The organism is Streptomyces piniterrae (assembly GCF_005048155.1).
Taxonomy (GTDB): domain Bacteria; phylum Actinomycetota; class Actinomycetes; order Streptomycetales; family Streptomycetaceae; genus Streptomyces; species Streptomyces piniterrae.
Window position 1 is genome coordinate 357262 of the sequence record NZ_SUMB01000010.1, and the last position, 16520, is coordinate 373781.

Sequence of the window (16520 nt, forward strand, 5' to 3'; positions counted from 1 at the left end):
CGAAAAGACCAGGAGCAAGTGGTGATCGAAGAGATCCTCCTCGAAGCCGAGGAGAAGATGGAGAAGGCCGTCGTGGTCGCCAAGGAGGACTTCGCCGCGATCCGCACCGGGCGTGCGCACCCGGCGATGTTCAACAAGATCGTGGCGGACTACTACGGTGCCATGACGCCGATCAACCAGCTGGCGTCGTTCTCGGTTCCCGAGCCGCGGATGGCCGTGGTGACCCCGTTCGACAAGAGCGCGCTGCGCAACATCGAGCAGGCGATCCGCGACTCCGACCTCGGCGTCAACCCGAGCAACGACGGCAGCATCATCCGGGTGACGTTCCCGGAGCTGACCGAGGAGCGCCGCAAGGAGTTCATCAAGGTCGCCAAGAACAAGGGCGAGGACGCGAAGATCTCGATCCGCAGCGTCCGCCGCAAGGCCAAGGAATCCCTCGACAAGCTCGTCAAGGACAAGGAGTCCGGCGAGGACGAGGTGCGCCGTGCGGAGAAGGAGCTCGACGACACCACCGCGAAGTACGTAGCGCAGGTGGACGAGCTGCTCAAGCACAAGGAATCCGAGCTCCTCGAGGTCTGATGAACGAGTCATCCTGGGGAGCCCCGCCCGGCGCCGGTCAATGGGGACCACCCGATCAGGGAGCGGCCCCCTCGCTCCGGGCGGCGCCCCCCGCCTCGGCGGTCCCCCTGCACAGCGGGGGCGACGCCGCGCAGACTCGGCCCATGCCCCTCGTGCCCGGCGCAGGCGGACACCAGGACGACACCCGGGACTACCGGGAAATTCGGGAACACCGGGACGACCGGGGGGCTGCTCGACCGAGCGGCCCCCCGTTCCGCGACGAAAAGCCGCAGGAGCCCATGCCCACTGCTTTCCCCGGTTCTCCCGGGCACGACAGCCCGCAGGACTCGGACAAGCCGAAGAAGAAGAGCGCGGGACGAAATCTGCGCGCCGCGATAGGGGTCGGCGTGGGCCTCGGCGCGGTCATCCTCGCCTCGCTCTTCGTCTACAAGCCCGTCTTCGTCGGCGTGATCGCGATCGCCGTCGTCGTCGGCCTGTGGGAGCTGACCTCGCGGCTGGCGGAACGCAAGGACATCCGGGTGCCGCTGGTGCCGCTCGCGGTCGGCGGCACCGCCATGGTCGTCGCCGGGTATGTGCGCGGCGCCGAGGGCGCCTGGGTGGCGATGGCGCTGACCGCGCTCGCCGTCCTCGTCTGGCGGATGACGGAGGCGCCCGAGAACTATCTGCGGGATGTCACCGCCGGTGTCTTCGCGGCGTTCTATGTGCCGTTCCTGGCGACGTTCGTGGCCCTGATGCTCGCGGCCGAGGACGACGGGCCGCAGCGGGTGCTGACGTTCCTGCTGCTGACGGTCGTCAGCGACACCGGCGCCTACGCGGTCGGCTGGCGGTTCGGCCGGCACAAGCTCGCGCCGCGCATCAGCCCCGGCAAGACCCGCGAGGGCCTCGCCGGTGCGTTGCTGTTCGCGATGGCGGCCGGCGCCCTGTGCATGCAGTTCCTGATCACGAACGGCGCCTGGTGGCAGGGGCTGCTGCTCGGCTTCGCCGTCGCGGCCAGCGCCACCCTCGGCGACCTCGGCGAGTCCATGATCAAACGGGATCTCGGTATCAAGGACATGGGCACTTTGCTGCCCGGCCACGGCGGCATCATGGACCGGCTCGACTCGCTGCTGCCGACCGCGCCGGTGGTCTGGCTGCTGTATGTGATCTTCGTGGGGTCTGGCTGACCAGCGGATTCGTACGACGTAGGGGCCTGCCGCGGGATGTGGCGGGCCCCTCGTCGTCCATCGGCGATCGCCACTTCCGACGTCTGCGACACTGGACGGACCATGCCTGCACCCGGAGAACTCACTTTCGTCGCGCCGCGCGGAGCCAAGCAGCCCCCGCGGCACCTTGCCGATCTCACCCCTGTCGAGCGCCGCGAAGCGGTGGCCGCGATCGGCGAGAAGCCGTTCCGCGCCAAGCAGCTGTCGCAGCACTACTTCGCCCGTTACGCGCACGATCCGGCGCAGTGGACCGACATCCCGGCGGCGGCGCGCGAAAAGCTGGCGGCGGAGCTGCTGCCGGACCTGATGAACGTGGTGCGGCACATCTCGTGCGACAACGACACCACCCGCAAGACCCTGTGGAAGCTGCACGACGGCACGCTCGTCGAGTCCGTCCTGATGCGCTACCCGGACCGGGTCACCATGTGCATCTCCTCGCAGGCCGGCTGCGGCATGAACTGCCCGTTCTGTGCCACCGGCCAGGCGGGGCTGGACCGCAACCTCTCGACCGCCGAGATCGTGCACCAGATCGTCGACGGGATGCGCGCGCTGCGCGACGGCGAGGTCCCGGGCGGCCCGGCGAGGCTTTCCAACATCGTCTTCATGGGGATGGGCGAGCCGCTCGCCAACTACAAGCGGGTGGTCGGCGCCATCCGGCGGCTGACCGACCCCGAACCGGACGGACTGGGGATTTCCCAGCGGGGCATCACCGTCTCCACGGTCGGCCTGGTCCCGGCGATGCTGCGGTTCGCCGACGAGGGCTTCAAATGCCGGCTGGCCGTGTCGCTGCACGCGCCCGACGACGAGCTGCGCGACACCCTCGTCCCCGTCAACACCCGCTGGAAGGTGCGCGAGGTCCTGGACGCGGCGTGGGAGTACGCCGAGAAGTCCGGCCGCCGCATCTCCATCGAGTACGCGCTGATCCGCGACATCAACGACCAGGCATGGCGGGGCGACCTGCTGGGACGGCTGCTGAAGGGCAAGCGCGTCCATGTGAACCTGATCCCGCTGAACCCGACGCCCGGCTCGAAGTGGACCGCCTCGCGGCCCGAGGACGAGCGGGCGTTCGTACGGGCCATCGAGGCACACGGCGTGCCGGTGACCGTCCGGGACACCCGCGGCCAGGAGATCGACGGCGCCTGCGGCCAGCTCGCGGCCTCGGAGCGCTGACAGCCCGCTGGTACTGTGTGATCGAACAAATGCACATTCCGACAGGGGAGCGCCACAGCGCTGAGAGTGCGGAGACGTCGTAGCAACGCGGCGCCCGCAGACCCTTGAACCTCGCCCGGGTCATTCCGGGTAGGAAGTTCGGTCACCACTCATGCTGTTGCGCCCTGCCCGGGGCCGTTCGCCGTGCGTCCTACGACGCCGGAGCGGCGGTCACCGGGCGGGGCCGCGTCTTCTCCTGGCCAGCCAGGAGGAAATCAGTGAGCACCACCAGCAGGATCACCGCGACAGCGCTCGCCGCCGCGGTCGGCGTGTCCGGCCTCGCCGCATGCGGCGGCTCGGGCGGCAGCGGGAGCGCGGCGGACGCCAAGACCGTCAGGCTCGTCAGCCATGACTCGTTCTTCGCCTCCAAGTCGGTGCTGGCCGCCTTCGAGAAGGAGAGCGGCTACAAGATCAAGCTGCTTCCGGGCGGAGACGCCGGCAAGGCCGTCAACCAGGCGATCCTGTCCAAGGGCAACCCGCAGGGCGACGTGTTCTTCGGCATCGACAACACGCTGCTGTCGCGCGGCCTGAAGGAGGACCTCTTCAGCCCGTACGAGGCCAAGGGCCTGGACAGCGTCCCGGCGGCGCTGCAGCTCGACAAGGACGAGCACCGCGTCACGCCGCTCGACTACGGCGACATCTGCGTCAACTACGACCGCGCCTACTTCACCCAGCACAAGATCGCGCCGCCGAAGACCTTCGACGACCTGATCAAGCCCGCGTACAAGAACCTGCTCGTCACGGAGAATTCCGCGACCTCCTCCCCGGGTCTCGCGTTCCAGCTGGGCACCATCGCCAAGTACGGCGCATCCGGCTGGCAGGGCTACTGGAAGAAGCTCAAGGCCAACGGAGTCGAGGTCGTCGACGGCTGGGAGCAGGCGTACAACGACCGGTTCTCGGGCTCCGCGGGCGGCAAGGGCAAGGGCGACAAGCCGCTGGTGGTCTCCTACGCCTCCAGCCCGCCCGCCGAGGTGATCGGCAAGAAGCCGGCGCCCAAGGAGGCGCCGACCGGAGTCGCCACCGGCACCTGCTTCCGGCAGATCGAGTTCGGCGGTCTGCTGAAGGGCGCGCGGAACGAGAAGGGCGGCAAGGCGCTGCTGGACTTCCTGCTGAGCAGGAAGTTCCAGGAGGACGAGCCGCTGCAGATGTTCGTCAACCCGGCCCGCAAGGACGCCAAGGTGCCGGAACTGTTCACGAAGTACGGCGCGAAGATCGACAAGCCGGCGACGCTGGCCCCGGCGACGATCACCCAGAACCGTGAACAGTGGATCAAGCAGTGGTCCTCGCTCGTTCTGAAGTAACGCGGGCGCTCCGCGGGAGGCCCCGGCGGGGAACGGCGGTGCGGCTCGGCCTGATGGCCCTGCCGCTCGCCTTCTTCGCGTTGTTCTTCGCCTACCCGGTCGTCGCGATCGTCGGCCGGGGGCTGAAGGACGGCGGACAGTGGCGGCTCGGCCGTATCGGCGAGGTGGTGGCCGATCCGGATGTGCTCCATGTGCTGTGGTTCACCGTCTGGCAGGCGGCGGCTTCGACTGCACTCACTTTGCTGATCGCGCTGCCCGGCGCGTATGTCTTCGCGCGCTTCGACTTCCCCGGCAAACAGGTGCTGCGGGCGGTGGTGATGGTGCCGTTCGTGCTGCCCACCGTCGTCGTCGGCTCGGCCTTTCTGGCGCTGGTGGGGCGCGGCGGACTGCTCGACGACCTGTGGGGAGTGCGCCTGGACACCTCGGTGTGGGCGATCCTGCTGGCGCATGTCTTCTTCAACTACGCGGTGGTGGTACGGACCGTCGGCGGGCTGTGGGGGCAGCTCGATCCGCGTCAGGAAGAGGCGGCCCGGGTGCTGGGGGCCGGACGGTTCACGGCCTGGCGGCGGGTGACGCTGCCCGCGCTCGGGCCGGCCGTCGCCGCCGCCGCGCTGATGGTCTTCCTCTTCACCTTCACCTCCTTCGGGGTGGTGCAGATTCTGGGCGGGCCCACCTTCTCCACGCTGGAGGTGGAGATCTACCGGCAGACCGCGGACTTCCTGGATCTGCCGACGGCCGCCGTCCTCACGATGATCCAGTTCGCGGCGGTGCTGGGACTGCTGGCGCTGCACGCATGGACCGTGCGCCGGCGGGAGTCCGCCCTCCGCCTGGTCGACGCCGCGCAGACCGCGCGGCGGCCGCGCGGCCGCGGCCAGTGGGCGCTGCTGTGGGGAACGCTCGCCGTCATCGCCGTCCTGCTCGTCATGCCGCTGGCCGTGCTGGTCGAGCGGTCGTTCGCCGCCCCGGGCGGCTACGGTCCCGCCTTCTACGACACCTTGCTGTCCGCCGGCTCGGCGGACAGCACCTTCGCCGTCGCCCCGCTCGACGCCCTGTGGAACTCCCTCGCCTACGGCGCGGCGGCGACCCTGATCGCGCTGGTCGTGGGCGGGCTGGCGGCGGCCGCACTCACCCTCCGCACCCGCTCCGCCGAGACCCCTGCGGCCGGCCAGCTGGTGCGCGGTTTCGACGCGCTGCTGATGCTGCCGCTCGGCGTCTCCGCGGTGACCGTCGGCTTCGGCTTTCTGATCACCCTCGACGAACCGCCGCTGGACCTGCGCTCCTCGTGGTGGCTGGTGCCGCTCGCCCAGGCGCTGGTGGGTGTGCCGTTCGTGGTCCGGACGATGCTGCCCGTCCTACGGGCGGTGGACGGCCGGCTCCGGGAGGCGGCGGCGGTGCTCGGCGCTTCCCCTTGGCGCGTCTGGCGCGAGGTGGATCTGCCGATCGTACGGCGGGCCGTGCTGATCGCGGCCGGCTTCGCCTTCGCCGTGTCGCTGGGGGAGTTCGGTGCGACGGTCTTCATCGCCCGGCCCGACCAGCCGACCCTGCCGGTGGCCGTGGCGCGGCTGCTGGGGCGGGCCGGCGAGCTCAACTACGGCCAGGCGATGGCCCTGTCGACCATCTTGATGGTGGTGTGCGCCGGCGCCCTGCTGGCCCTGGAGCGCATCCGCCCGACCGACCACTCCGGGGAGTTCTAGATGACGGCACAGGCCGACACCACGGCGCGGGAAATGCTGCGGCTGGGCGGGGTGACCGTCCGCTTCGGCACGTCCGAGGGGCAGCCGGCGCTCGACGCGGTGGACCTGGATGTCGCCCCGCACGAGATCGTGTGTGTGCTGGGGCCGAGCGGCAGCGGCAAGTCCACCCTGCTGCGCGTGGTGGCCGGACTCCAACAGGCCGACGCCGGGCGGGTGTTGCTGGCGGGCCGGGACCAGTCGCAGGTGCCCACGCACCGGCGCGGCGTGGGGCTGATGTTCCAGGACCACCAGCTCTTCCCGCAGCGCGACGTCGCCGGCAACGTCGCCTTCGGACTGCGGATGCGCGGCAGCTCCCGCGCCGAACAGGAGCGCACGGTCGCCGAACTGCTGGAACTCGTCGGGCTGCCGGGCGCCCAGCGGCGCGCCGTGGCGTCGCTGTCCGGCGGCGAGCAGCAGCGGGTGGCGCTGGCCCGCGCGCTCGCCCCGCGCCCCCGGCTGCTGATGCTGGACGAGCCGCTCGGCCAGCTCGACCGCGGGCTGCGCGAACGCCTGGTCGTCGAACTGCGGCGGCTCTTCCGCGAGCTGGGCACGACGGTGCTCGCGGTCACGCACGACCAGGGCGAGGCGTTCGCGCTCGCCGACCGGGTCGTGGTGATGCAGAACGGACGGATCGCGCAGACGGGCACCCCGCTGGAGGTCTGGCAGCGGCCCGCCACCGAATTCGTCGCCCGCTTCCTGGGCTTCGACAATGTGGTGGCGGCGACGGTCCAGGGCGAGGCGGCGGTCACCCCCTGGGGCAAGGTGCCGGTCCCGGAGGGCACTGCGGACGGGCCGTGCCGGCTGCTGGTCCGCCCGGCCGGCGTACGGCTGACGCCTGCCCCGGAAGGCCTGCCCTGCACGGTCACGGCCCGGACGTTCCGCGGCACCCACGTCGCCCTGCTGCTTCAGCCGACCGCGGGACCGCGACTGGAGGCCGCCTGCGCGCTGCGGGACGCGCCGGAGACCGGGGAGAGGGTGGGCATCGCCTTCGCCTCGGAGGACGTGGTGGTCCTCGACGCCGCGCCGGAATAAGGGCGCGGCGTACGGCCGCCCGCACCGCACACGAGCCGCGCCCTGCCCGCGGAGAGCGGGCAGGGCGCGGTGGGAGCGGGACCGTGACTACGGGGCGCCGGGGTGATTGCCGGCGAGGGAGCGGGCGGGCCGGTCGGCGGGGCCGTGGCCGGACCCCGCGTCGTCCGCTGTCCCCGCACCGGAGCCCGAGGCACCGTCCGACGCCCCCGGCTCTGCTCCGTCGGCCGTGTCCGGCTGCGGCTCCGGCTCGCCGAACCAGGCGACCGCCACGGCCCCGGCCACCGCCACCACGAAACCGAGGACGGCGACCCAGGCGAAACCCGGACGGGAGGAGTCGCCCAGCCACAGCACCCCGAGGATGCCCGGGACCACCGTCTCGCCCACCACCAGAGCCGCCGTGGCGCCGTTCACCGAACCGATCTGCAGGGCGACCGTGTGGAGATACATGCCGCCGATGCCGGCGACCAGGATCGCGTAGAGGGCGGGGTCGGCGAGCAGGGTGGGCAGGTGGAACGGGTCGACCCCGTTCAGCACCCGCACGCCGACGCCGAGCGCCCCGAAGCCCAGGCCGGACAGCAGTCCGGCGAGGATCGCGGCCCGTCCGCCGAGCAGCCGCACGATCAGCGTGCCGCCGCCGATGAGGACGACGGAGGCGGCCAGCAGCCACCAGTGGGTGGTGGTCGACGCGTCGCCGCCGCCCTCCGGTCCCGCGGCGGTGGCCAGCAGCACCAGCGCCGAACAGACCACCGCGATGGACGCCCACTCCGGGCGGGTGAGCCGGATGCCGAGAAGCTTGATGCTGAGCACGGCCGTGATCACGAGGTTGGCGCTGATCACCGTCTGGGACAGGAACAGCGGCAGCAGACGCGCGGCCAGCGCGCCGAGCCCGAACCCTATGAAGTCCAGCACCGTGCCGACCATGAACTCCCAGGTCACGGCGGCCTTGGCGGTGGAGGACAGGCTGGGCCCGCCGTGCTGGGTGACACCTGTGGTGGAAGCGGCGGCCGCTTCCCGGCGGGCGGACTTGCGTGACCCCACCGCCTGGAGGACCGAACCCGTGCCGTAGCAGGCCGACGCCGCCACGGCCGTCAGAAGGCCGATGATCACCAAGAGCTCCGTTCCCGCACTGCCTGCATTACCTGTTCATTACCTGGCTTGGCAGACGTGCAATTCGGGACCGAAGTTGCCTCCGGAGGGCAGGCAGATATTTCGACGGCGGCGCGGCCGGCCGGACGGGCCGGTAACGGAGCGCAGGGCCGAAGCGCCGGACCTCGGCCCGCTGCCTCAGGAGGCCGCCCCGGTGGTGAGACGGGCCAGCGCCTCCGGGACGTCCTCCACCGAGTCGACCAGGGCGATCCGCGGTGCCATCGGGCGGTCGGCGGCGAGCGCCTGGAGAAGCGGCCAGGTGGGCAGCTTCTCGGTCCAGTGCGCACGGTTCACCAGCACCATCGGGGTCGGCTCGCCCCGCGACTCGTAGTAGTTCGGGGTCGCGTTGTCGAAGATCTCCTGCACGGTCCCGGCGGCGCCCGGCAGGAACACCACGCCGGCGTTCGAGCGCGCCAGCAGGCCGTCCTCGCGCACCGCGTTGACGAAGAACTTCGCGACATGGGACGCGAAGGCGTTCGGCGGCTCATGGCCGTAGAACCAGGTGGGGATGCCGATCGAGGCACCGCCGCCCGGCCAGCTCCGGCGGACGTCGAAGGCGGTCCGCGCCCAGTCCGTGATCGAGGGGGTGAAGTGCGGGGCCTTGGCCAGGAGTTCCAGCGCCGAGTCGAGCATGCCGTCGTCGAAGGGAGCGGCGTACGCGCCGAGGTTCGCGGCTTCCATGGCTCCCGGGCCGCCGCCCGTGGCGACGGTCAGGCCGCTGCGGGTGAGCCGGCGGCCGAGCCGGGCCGCGCCCGCGTACGCGGCGGAGTCGCGTTCCAGCGCGTGCCCGCCCATGATGCCCACCACCCGTGCGCCCGCGACATGTTCGTCCAGGGCGTCCGAGATGGCGTCGTCGTGGATGCTCCGCAGCATCGAGGCGAAGATGTCGCCGTCCGTCCTGGTCTCCTGGTACCAGCGGTAGGTGCGGGCGTCCGGTGTGGTGTCGTAACCGGAGTCGACCAGCCCCTCGAACAGCTCGTCCGGCCCGTGCAGGTCACCACGGTACGGATCGAACGGCAGGCCCGGTATCGGCGGGAAGACCAGGGCGCCTCCGGCACGCACCTTCGCGGCGGCGTCGGGCTCCATCTCGCAGCCGAGGAACACGGATTCCGCGGTGTCCGTACCGAGCAGGGCGAACGTACGGTCCGTCAGGTCGACCGACTGCACGCGGTGTCCGGCGAGACTGCCGGAGGCGACGACGCGGTCGAACTCCTCCAGGGACTCGATCTCGTAGTCGTGGCCGTGAGCACGGCGGGGCGCTGGGGGCTGTGAATTCGGCTGCACGCACGTCATGTTAGGCGCGCAGCGACCCCACGCCCCTTCACTGCACCAGCGGAAGGGTCGCCATCCCCGCGACCGCCCAGGTCAACGGACCCAGCACGAGCACAAGAGCGGCGGCGCGCAGAGCGGCGGCGCGGCGGAGGACGGAACCGGGGGTGCCGAGCCGGCGCAGGGCAGCCGTGGTGTGGGCACGGGCCGAGCGGGACTCCAGCGCGGCGGTGAGCGCACTGGCGGCGGCACAGGCGAGGACGACGGCGGCCCCGATGGCGGTCAGCGGTCCGAACGGATGGGAGGGAGCGGCTTCGTACAGGTTCACCCCCGCGTAGGCGCCGGAGGCGACCGCGCACAGCACACCGAGCGGGCGGCCGATGCGGCGCGACTCCTCCTGGAGCACGCGCCCCGACAGCAGTCGCAGCGCGCCCGGCCTGGCCGCGCACAGCAGCCAGCCGCACAGATACACCAGGCCGGGGCCGGCGAGGACGAGGCCGAAGGCGGACAGTGTCCAGCCGGCCAGCACACCCGGGGGGCTGCCGGTCAGACGGCCGGGCAGCGGCAGCAGCCCCTCGGGGGAGCCGGGGCTGGTGTACGCCTCCAGTGCCAGGCCGGCCGCCGTGAGGGCCATCCCCCAGGGCAGCCCGACGGGCGGGACCGTCTTGGGGCGGGCCTCGGTCTCGGGGGCGGGGGCCTCGTCACGGGGGCGCAGCGCCACCGCGGTCGCCGCGACGGCGGTCACCGGCACGACCGACAGCAGGATGAGCGCCCCGACGAGCGGCACGGGGTGGCCGGCGCCGAGCATCCGGGAGTCGATGAGGCCGGGGGCGCTGCCGATGTCGCCGCGGAACCGGAAGAAGGCGAACAAGGAGAGCAGGACGCCGAGGACACAGAGCAGCGCGGTGGAGGCCGCGGCGAGCAGGGTGAGCCGGACCGGGCCCAGGCCGGCGGCGGTCATGCCCCGGTGGAGGCGGGCCGCGGGGTCCGTACGGGCCACGGATACGGCGAACTGCGCGGTGGCGGCGAGCGGGGCGGCGCACCACAGCAGGCGCATGAGGGAGTCGCCGGTCGAGTCGGGGTGGCCGGCGGCATGGCCGAGGGCGGACAGCAGGAGGAAGCCGGTGCCGGCCGCGGCGGCGGTGACGCCGAGCCGGCGCAGCTTGACGAGGGGGTGGGAGCCGCGGGCTAGACGGAGAGCGAGCACGCTGCCCTGCTTTCCGCGTCGTCGTCCTCGGCGTCGCTCGGAGCCGCGCCCGACCGGCGGCCGTCGACGAGGCAGACGGTCCGGTCGGCGATCGTGGCGATCTCGGGGTCGTGGGTCGCCAGGACCACGGTGATCTGGTGCGAGCGGGCCGCGGTGGTGAGGGTGCGCAGCAGCTGCGTGCCGTCGGAGAGGTGCAGCGGGGCGGTGGGTTCGTCCGCGAAGAGGACCTGCGGGTTGCTGGCTAGCGCGCGGGCCACGGCGATGCGCTGGCGCTGGGACTGGTCGAGCTGCGCGGGGCGGCGGCGGGCGCACATCCCGACGTCGAGGCGGTCCAGCCATTCCATCGCGGTGTGCTTGGCGGAGCGCTGGCCGGTGCCGCGCAGCAGGAGCGGGAGGGCGGCGTTCTCCCAGGCGGTGAGCTCGGGGACGAGCTGCGGTTCGGTGTCGATCCAGCCGAACCGGTCGAGGCGCAGCCGTTCGCGGCTGGGGGAGGAGAGGGTGTGGACGGGTGAGCTGTTGAACCAGACCTCGCCCTCGGTCGGGGTGAGTTGACCGGACAGGCATTTGAGCAGGGTCGTCTTGCCGCTGCCGCGTGGGCCGGTGACGGCGAGGATCTCGCCCTCGCGGACGCCGAGGGAGACACCGGTGAGGGCGGTGGTGCAGCCGTGTGTGTGGTGCAGGCCGCGAGCCCAGAGAACGTCGTTGTCAGGCGGGGCCACCATCTGCGCACCTCTTGCTTGTTCGCGTCGACTCGTTCCCCTGACCGGGTGAACGACCATGCAGGCTATCGGTCACTAGCACGGTAAGGAGTGGTTGCCCCCCGTATTCGCCGCTGGGCACGCACAACGGCCCAGATTCACTCGTATGGATTGAAGTGAGCGAAATCTGAGCCGTTGGATATTTAGTTGTGCTCTACCGGTAGAGCACGGGCGCGTGTGCTCTGCCGGACGAGGGGTGACGTGAGGTCAGAGCTTGGCCCAGGCCTCGGTGAGGACGCCGCGCAGGATCTGCTCGATCTCGTCGAAGACCGGCTGGTCGGCGATCAGCGGCGGGGCGAGCTGGATCACCGGGTCGCCACGGTCGTCGGCGCGGCAGTAGAGGCCGGCGTCGTACAGGGCCTTGGACAGGAAGCCGTACAGGACGCGCTCGGTCTCCTCGTCGGTGAAGGACTCCTTGGTGACCTTGTCCTTGACGAGCTCGATGCCGTAGAAGAAGCCGTTGCCGCGGACGTCGCCGACGATCGGCAGGTCGTGCAGCTTCTGCAGGGTGCCGTAGAAGTTGCCCTCGTTGTCGAGGACGTGCTGGTTGAGGCCCTCGCGCTCGAAGATGTCGAGGTTGGCGATGCCGACGGCGGCGGAGACCGGGTGGCCACCGAAGGTGTAGCCGTGCAGGAAGGTGTTGTCGCCCTTGTAGAACGGCTCGGCCAGGCGGTCGGAGATGATGCAGGCGCCGATCGGGGAGTAGCCCGAGGTCATGCCCTTGGCGCAGGTGATCATGTCCGGGACGTAGTTGAACTTGTCGCAGGCGAACATCGTGCCGAGGCGGCCGAAGGCGCAGATGACCTCGTCGGAGACGAGCAGTACGTCGTACTGGTCGCAGATCTCGCGGACCCGCTGGAAGTAACCGGGGGGCGGCGGGAAGCAGCCGCCGGCGTTCTGCACCGGCTCCAGGAAGACCGCGGCGACGGTGTCCGGGCCCTCGAAGAGGATCTGCTGCTCGATCTGGTCGGCGCACCAGCGGCCGAAGGCCTCCGGGTCGTCACCGAAGATCGGGGCGCGGTAGATGTTGGTGTTCGGCACCTTGTGCGCGCCGGGGACCAGCGGCTCGAAGGGGGCCTTGAGGGCGGGGAGGCCGGTGATCGACAGGGCGCCCTGCGGGGTGCCGTGGTACGCCACCGCACGCGAGATGACCTTGTGCTTGGTGGGCTTGCCGGTGAGCTTGAAGTACTGCTTGGCCAGCTTCCAGGCGGTCTCGACGGCCTCGCCGCCACCGGTGGTGAAGAAGACCTTGTTCAGGTCGCCGGGGGCGTGGTGGGCCAGCCGCTCGGCCAGCTCCACGGCCTTGGGGTGGGCGTACGACCACACGGGGAAGAAGGCCAGCTCCTGGGCCTGCTTGTAGGCGGTCTCGGCGAGCTCCACCCGGCCGTGCCCGGCGTTGACCACGAAGAGGCCCGCGAGCCCGTCGATGTAGCGCTTGCCCTTGTCGTCGTAGATGTTGGTGCCCTCGCCGCGCACGATCGTCGGCACGGGGGCGTTCTCGTACGACGACATGCGGGTGAAGTGCATCCACAGGTGGTCGTATGCCGTCTTTGACAGGTCCGCGCTCATGTCTATCTCGTTCCCCAGGTGTAGGTCTGCTTCCGGAGCTTGAGGTAAACGAAGCTCTCGGTGGATCGGACGCCGGGCAGCGTGCGGATCCGCTTGTTGATCATTTCCAGGAGGTGATCGTCGTCCTCGCAGACGATCTCGATGATGAGATCGAAGGAGCCTGCGGTCATGACGACGTATTCGACTTCTTCCATGGTCGTCAGGGCGTCGGCCACGGGATCGAGGTCGCCCTCGACGTTGATGCCGACCATTGCCTGTCGCCGGAAACCGACCGTGAGGGGGTCGGTGACGGCGACGATCTGCATCACGCCTTGGTCGAGCAGTTTCTGTACGCGCTGCCGTACCGCCGCCTCGGACAGGCCCACGGCCTTGCCGATCGCGGCGTACGGACGGCGTCCGTCTTCCTGGAGCTGCTCGATGATCGCCAGGGAGACGGAGTCGATCGACGGAGTGCCGGTTCTGTCATGACTGTTACGAGGAGGCGCCACGTCATTCACTGTGCACGAGCCTCGTCAGTATGGCAACCCCAAATCAATGAAATCAGTCGTGTCGCGATCAGAATTTCACCGATTCCGTTGTTCGTGGGGGGTGGGTGTGTTGAAAACGTCGAGTTCATGGCTAGGCTGGGTGTCTCAACCACCGGACATCTGACTGAAGGGGGCGCACAGTGACCACCGCACTGCGTCGTCTGCGCAACTACATCGACGGGGAGTTCCGGGACGCCGCCGACGGCCGGACCACGGAGGTGGTCAACCCCGCGACAGGTGAGGCCTACGCCACCGCCCCTCTGTCGGCCGCCGCCGACGTGGACGCGGCCATGGCCGCCGCCGAGGCCGCCTTCCCCGCCTGGCGCGACCTGATCCCGGCCGAGCGCCAGAAGGTCCTGCTCAAGATCGCCGACCGCTTCGAGGAGCGTGCCGAGGAACTGATCGCCGCCGAGTCCGAGAACTGCGGCAAGCCGATCGCCCTCGTACGCTCCGAGGAAATCCCGCCGATGGTGGACCAGATCCGCTTCTTCGCGGGCGCCGCCCGGATGCTGGAGGGCCGCTCGGCCGGCGAGTACATGGACGGCTTCACCTCCATCATCCGGCGTGAGCCGGTCGGCGTCTGCGCCCAGGTCGCACCCTGGAACTACCCGATGATGATGGCCGTGTGGAAGTTCGCGCCGGCCCTGGCCGCGGGCAACACCGTCGTCATCAAGCCGTCCGACACCACCCCCGCCTCGACGGTGCTCATCGCCGACATCATCGGCAGCGTGCTGGACGAACTCGGCCACTCCCGCGGCGTGTTCAACGTCATCTGCGGTGACCGCGAGACCGGCCGCCTGATGGTCGAGCACAAGGTCCCCGCGATGGCCTCGATCACCGGCTCGGTCCGTGCCGGTATGCAGGTCGCCGAGTCCGCGTCCAAGGACCTGAAGCGGGTCCACCTGGAACTGGGCGGCAAGGCGCCGGTCGTCGTCTTCGAGGACACCGACATCGCCAAGGCCGTCGAGGACATCTCGGTCGCCGGTTACTTCAACGCCGGCCAGGACTGTACGGCCGCCACCCGGGTGCTCGTCCAGGACTCCATCCACGACGAGTTCGTCGCCGCGCTGGCCAAGGCCGCCGCGGAGACCAAGACCGGTGCGGTCGACGACGAGGACGTGCTGTACGGCCCGCTCAACAACGCCAACCAGCTCAAGCAGGTCAAGGGCTTCATCGAGCGGCTGCCCGCACACGCCAAGATCGAGGCCGGCGGCGAGCAGGTCGGCGAGAAGGGCTACTTCTTCGCCCCGACCGTCGTCTCGGGCCTCAAGCAGGAGGACGAGATCGTCCAGCAGGAGGTCTTCGGCCCGGTCATCACCGTCCAGTCCTTCAGCGACGAGAAGCAGGCGGTGGAGTGGGCCAACGGCGTCGAGTACGCCCTGGCGTCCTCGGTGTGGACGAAGGACCACGCCCGCGCCATGCGGATGTCCAAGAGCCTCGACTTCGGCTGCGTCTGGATCAACACCCACATCCCGCTGGTCGCCGAGATGCCGCACGGCGGATTCAAGAAGTCCGGCTACGGCAAGGACCTTTCGGCCTACGGCTTCGACGACTACACCCGCATCAAGCACGTGATGACCTCGCTGGACGGCTGAGCCGCAAGGGTCCCCGTAAGGCGAACCCGTAAGGCGGATCCGAAGGCGAACTCGTAACGCGGATCCGGGGGTTCACACCGTCGGGCGGCGCGGACCGCTCGACACACCGTCGCGGGCGGAGGCCCGGCAACTGACGATCTGTCTCTTGCCGCCTCCGCCCGCGGCACGTGAGAGTGCCGACCATGGCTGATCTTTCGCGGCGTTCGCTGCTCCGGGGCATGGGCGGAATCGGTTCGGCGGGGGCGCTGGCCGCCGTGGCCGGCTGCGGGGTGCCGCCCGCGTACGTCGAGGCCGCGGACCGCGCCGCCGGGGACCGCTCGGACCGGGACCGGAAGCTCGTCTTCGCCAACTGGCCGCTCTACATCGACGTCGACGACCACGACGCACAGCGCCGGCCCACCCTGGACGCGTTCCGGCGGCGCACCGGTATCTCCGTCACCTACACCGAGGAGATCAACGACAACGACGAGTTCTTCGGGAAGATCAGCCCCGCGCTGATGAACCACCAGCCCACCGGCCGCGACCTGATCGTCATCAGCGACTGGATGTGCGCCCGGTTCGTCCGGCTGGGCTGGGTCCAGGAGATGGACCGGGCGGCCCAGCCCCATGTCACCGAGAACCTCGATCCGCTGCTGCTCTCCCCGCACTTCGACCCCGGCCGCAGGCACTCCGTGCCCTGGCAGTCCGGGATCACCGGCATCGCGTACAACCGCAAGAAGCTCGGCCGGGAGATCCGGCACACCGCCGACCTGTGGAAAGACGATCTGCGCGGCCGGGTCAGCCTGCTCTCCGGCCTCGACGAGGCGTTCGCGATGCTGATGCAGGGCGACGGCGTGGACATCACCCGCTGGACCGCCGACGACTTCCACCGGATGACCGACCGGGTGCGCGCCCTCGTCCGCAAGGGGCACATCCGGCGGTTCACCGGCAACGACTACATCAAGGACCTGGACTCCGGTGACGTGCTCGCCGCACAGGCCTACTCCGGCGATGTGATCCAACTCCAGGCGGACAACCCCGACATCGAGTTCGTGGTGCCGGAGGAAGGCGCCGAGCTGTGGGCGGAGAGCCTGATGATCCCCGACCTCGCGGATCACAAGCGCAACGCGGAGCGGCTGATCGACTACTACTACCGGCCGGAGGTCGCCGCGGACCTGGCCGCCTGGGTCAACTACGTCTGCCCCGTTCCCGCCGCGCGCGACATCCTCGCCTCCTCCAAGGACAAGGAACGCGCCGCACTCGCCGAGGATCCGCTGATCTTCCCCGACGACGCGATACGCAAGCGGCTGGCGATCGCCCGGGACATCACGTCCAAGGAGCGGGCGGGGTTCGCCAAGGAGTGGAACGGGATCGTGGGGTTGTAGGGGGTGGCGCTGTACGGGGTGGGGCTCGC

The 16520-nt window shown here is 70.4% G+C and carries 14 protein-coding genes; 8 read left to right on the plus strand and 6 right to left on the minus strand.

What is annotated here, in order from left to right; all coding sequences use genetic code 11:
- Window positions 1-21 precede the first annotated feature (21 nt).
- The 6 genes from frr to FCH28_RS27515 all read left to right on the plus strand — a co-directional run bounded on the left by frr (window position 22) and on the right by FCH28_RS27515 (window position 7056).
- Window positions 22-579, plus strand: a complete 558-nt coding sequence (frr, locus tag FCH28_RS27490) for a ribosome recycling factor (RefSeq protein ID WP_136742824.1) — start codon at window positions 22-24, stop codon at window positions 577-579.
- Window positions 579-1742 carry a phosphatidate cytidylyltransferase gene (locus tag FCH28_RS27495; protein WP_136742825.1) on the plus strand — a complete coding sequence of 388 codons (1164 nt, stop codon included), beginning with the start codon at window positions 579-581 and terminating at the stop codon, window positions 1740-1742. The genes frr and FCH28_RS27495 overlap by 1 nt, the downstream gene beginning before the upstream one ends.
- Before the next feature lie 102 nt (window positions 1743-1844).
- A complete protein-coding gene (gene rlmN / locus FCH28_RS27500; RefSeq protein WP_136742826.1) occupies window positions 1845-2951 on the plus strand; it encodes a dual-specificity RNA methyltransferase RlmN in 1107 nt (368 codons plus the stop codon).
- Between the two features lie 257 nt (window positions 2952-3208).
- A complete protein-coding gene (locus FCH28_RS27505; RefSeq protein ID WP_136742827.1) occupies window positions 3209-4291 on the plus strand; it encodes a thiamine ABC transporter substrate-binding protein in 1083 nt (360 codons plus the stop codon).
- Window positions 4292-4329: 38 nt separating this feature from the next.
- Complete coding sequence (locus FCH28_RS27510) at window positions 4330-5985, plus strand: ABC transporter permease (protein ID WP_136742828.1); 1656 nt, start codon at window positions 4330-4332, stop codon at window positions 5983-5985.
- Window positions 5986-7056, plus strand: coding sequence for an ABC transporter ATP-binding protein (locus FCH28_RS27515; protein ID WP_136742829.1), 1071 nt, complete (start codon window positions 5986-5988; stop codon window positions 7054-7056).
- Between the two features lie 87 nt (window positions 7057-7143).
- Here the strand turns inward: FCH28_RS27515 and FCH28_RS27520 are convergent, their stop codons facing one another.
- From FCH28_RS27520 to FCH28_RS27545, 6 genes are all read right to left on the minus strand, one after another.
- On the minus strand, window positions 7144-8163 hold the full coding sequence (locus FCH28_RS27520; protein ID WP_246103256.1) for a DMT family protein: 1020 nt from the start codon (window positions 8161-8163) through the stop codon (window positions 7144-7146).
- 177 nt (window positions 8164-8340) lie between these two features.
- Window positions 8341-9495: an LOG family protein gene (locus tag FCH28_RS27525; RefSeq protein ID WP_136742830.1), complete on the minus strand. Its 1155-nt coding sequence runs from the start codon at window positions 9493-9495 to the stop codon at window positions 8341-8343.
- A 28-nt stretch (window positions 9496-9523) separates the two neighbouring features.
- On the minus strand, window positions 9524-10678 hold the full coding sequence (locus tag FCH28_RS27530) for a hypothetical protein (RefSeq protein ID WP_136742831.1): 1155 nt from the start codon (window positions 10676-10678) through the stop codon (window positions 9524-9526).
- Complete coding sequence (locus FCH28_RS27535; RefSeq protein ID WP_136742832.1) at window positions 10660-11400, minus strand: ABC transporter ATP-binding protein; 741 nt, start codon at window positions 11398-11400, stop codon at window positions 10660-10662. Before FCH28_RS27535 ends, FCH28_RS27530 begins: the two co-directional genes overlap by 19 nt.
- 243 nt (window positions 11401-11643) lie before the next feature.
- Window positions 11644-13005: an aspartate aminotransferase family protein gene (locus tag FCH28_RS27540; RefSeq protein ID WP_136742833.1), complete on the minus strand. Its 1362-nt coding sequence runs from the start codon at window positions 13003-13005 to the stop codon at window positions 11644-11646.
- Window positions 13006-13007: 2 nt separating this feature from the next.
- Window positions 13008-13502: an Lrp/AsnC family transcriptional regulator gene (locus FCH28_RS27545; RefSeq protein ID WP_187363936.1), complete on the minus strand. Its 495-nt coding sequence runs from the start codon at window positions 13500-13502 to the stop codon at window positions 13008-13010.
- A gap of 170 nt (window positions 13503-13672) precedes the next feature.
- On the opposite strand from FCH28_RS27545, the gene FCH28_RS27550 reads away from it, so the two are divergent.
- Window positions 13673-15127 carry a gamma-aminobutyraldehyde dehydrogenase gene (locus FCH28_RS27550; RefSeq protein WP_136742835.1) on the plus strand — a complete coding sequence of 485 codons (1455 nt, stop codon included), beginning with the start codon at window positions 13673-13675 and terminating at the stop codon, window positions 15125-15127.
- Window positions 15128-15309: 182 nt separating this feature from the next.
- Window positions 15310-16491, plus strand: coding sequence for an ABC transporter substrate-binding protein (locus FCH28_RS27555; protein WP_136742836.1), 1182 nt, complete (start codon window positions 15310-15312; stop codon window positions 16489-16491).
- Window positions 16492-16520 lie beyond the last annotated feature (29 nt).

What these genes read in the sequence shown, in the direction of transcription:
- FCH28_RS27540 (WP_136742833.1), bottom strand. Translation starts at nt 13,005, where the DNA reads ATGAGCGCGGACCTGTCAAAGACGGCATACGACCACCTGTGGATGCAC.
- FCH28_RS27535 (WP_136742832.1), bottom strand. Translation starts at nt 11,400, where the DNA reads ATGGTGGCCCCGCCTGACAACGACGTTCTCTGGGCTCGCGGCCTGCAC.
- rlmN (WP_136742826.1), top strand. Translation starts at nt 1,845, where the DNA reads ATGCCTGCACCCGGAGAACTCACTTTCGTCGCGCCGCGCGGAGCCAAG.
- FCH28_RS27525 (WP_136742830.1), bottom strand. Translation starts at nt 9,495, where the DNA reads ATGACGTGCGTGCAGCCGAATTCACAGCCCCCAGCGCCCCGCCGTGCT.
- FCH28_RS27515 (WP_136742829.1), top strand. Translation starts at nt 5,986, where the DNA reads ATGACGGCACAGGCCGACACCACGGCGCGGGAAATGCTGCGGCTGGGC.
- FCH28_RS27495 (WP_136742825.1), top strand. Translation starts at nt 579, where the DNA reads ATGAACGAGTCATCCTGGGGAGCCCCGCCCGGCGCCGGTCAATGGGGA.
- FCH28_RS27555 (WP_136742836.1), top strand. Translation starts at nt 15,310, where the DNA reads ATGGCTGATCTTTCGCGGCGTTCGCTGCTCCGGGGCATGGGCGGAATC.